The 433-nt window shown below is 72.1% G+C and carries 1 pseudogene; it reads left to right on the top strand.

Annotated features, from left to right (window positions below):
• Positions 1-433 (top strand): annotated as a pseudogene (locus R2S09_RS40270) (cytochrome); the annotation flags it as partial.

Below are 433 nucleotides of genomic sequence, written 5' to 3'. Positions count from 1 at the left end.
CGCCAACCCGCGTCATGTGCGCCTGACCGTCGGCCTGCTGGAGGGCCCGGCCCTGTCCGGCGACGGCCAGTACCGCGGCACCTGCTCCGCCTATATCGCCGGCCTCGAACCCGGAGACGTCGTCTACGGCTACGTCCGCGTGCCGTCCCCGACGTTCGCCCCGCCCGCCGACCCCGCCACGCCGCTGATCCTCATCGGCCCCGGCACCGGCATCGCACCGCTGCGCGGCTTCCTGGAAGAGCGGGCGACCCAGCACGCCAGCGGCACCCAGGTCGGCCTGTCCCAGGTCTTCGTCGGCTGCCGCCACCCGGAGCACGACTACTTCTACAAGCAGGAGATGCAGGACTGGGAGCAGACCGGCATCGCACAGATCCACACCGCCTACTCCGCGGTGACCGGCCACCCGGCCCGGTTCGTGCAGAACGCCATCGCG

Source organism: Streptomyces sp. MK7 (assembly GCF_032658145.1).
Taxonomy (GTDB): Bacteria; Actinomycetota; Actinomycetes; order Streptomycetales; family Streptomycetaceae; genus Streptomyces; species Streptomyces spiralis.
This window is presented reverse-complemented; position numbering and strand designations above follow the sequence as displayed.